A 1073-nucleotide genomic window follows, 5' to 3' on the forward strand; every position below is an offset into this window, starting at 1 on the left:
GCTGGCATGAACGCGCCGATGCATGCCCCCGTGATGATTATGGCCGGCGGAACCGGCGGCCACATCTTCCCCGCGCTGGCCGTGGCGAAGGTGCTGCGCCGCGCGGCGCCGCCGGGGCAGAAAATAAATGCGCTCTGCCAGCCAGTAGATGCCGGTGACGACCGTTGCCAGAAACAAAAGCAGTGCAAAGTTGCCCTCGATAGCTCCGGTATACCAGGCACCGATATAGCCCACGAAGGCCGCCAGCACCAGTGACGTCAAAATTTGCATGAATTGCATCAATCTTCCACCTGCAAAATGGCCAGGAATGCCTCTTGAGGCACCTCGACCGATCCGATCTGTTTCATGCGCTTTTTGCCTGCTTTCTGCTTCTCAAGAAGCTTGCGTTTGCGGGTGATATCCCCGCCATAACATTTGGCCAACACGTTTTTGCGCAGTGCCTTGATGGTTTCGCGCGCAATGATGTTGGCGCCAATGGCCGCCYGGATGGCCACGTCATACATCTGGCGGCTGATGATCTCGCGCATCTTGGCAACCACTGCCCGGCCGCGGTACTGCGACTGCGAACGGTGCACGATGATGGACAAGGCATCCACCTTTTCTCCGTTGAGCAGGATATCAACCTTCACCACATCGGAGGCACGGTACTCCTTGAACTCGTAGTCCATGGAGGCGTAGCCGCGCGAGACCGATTTGAGCTTGTCAAAGAAGTCGAGCACGATTTCACCGAGCGGCATTTCGTAAGTGAGCATTACCTGGCGACCGTGGTACGCCATGTTCATCTGCACGCCACGCTTCTGATTGGCCAGCGTCATCACCGGGCCCACATAGTCCTGCGGCATGTACAGATGGACCGTCACGATAGGCTCGCGGATTTCCTCCAGGCGACCCTGGTCAGGCATCTTGGAAGGGTTCTCGACCATGATCACTTCGCCGTCGGCCTTGACCACCTCATAGACCACACTGGGGGCCGTCGTGATGAGGTCCTGGTCGAATTCGCGCTCCAGCCGCTCTTGCACGATCTCCATGTGCAACAGTCCGAGAAAGCCGCAGCGGAAGCCAAAGCCCAGCGC

Annotated in this window: 1 protein-coding gene and 1 pseudogene; both read right to left on the bottom strand. The window is 58.4% G+C overall.

Translation table 11 applies throughout. The annotated features are described in order from the left end of the window. Positions 1-87 precede the first annotated feature (87 nt). Positions 88-279: pseudogene (locus AC04MI_RS25500) on the bottom strand (signal peptidase I); the annotation flags it as partial. After that, on the bottom strand, positions 279-1073 hold a 795-nt coding region (locus tag AC04MI_RS25505; RefSeq protein ID WP_476499083.1), incomplete at its 5' end, for an elongation factor 4 family protein. The pseudogene AC04MI_RS25500 and the gene AC04MI_RS25505, both read right to left, overlap by 1 nt.

This window comes from Acidovorax sp. LjRoot204, from assembly GCF_056175785.1.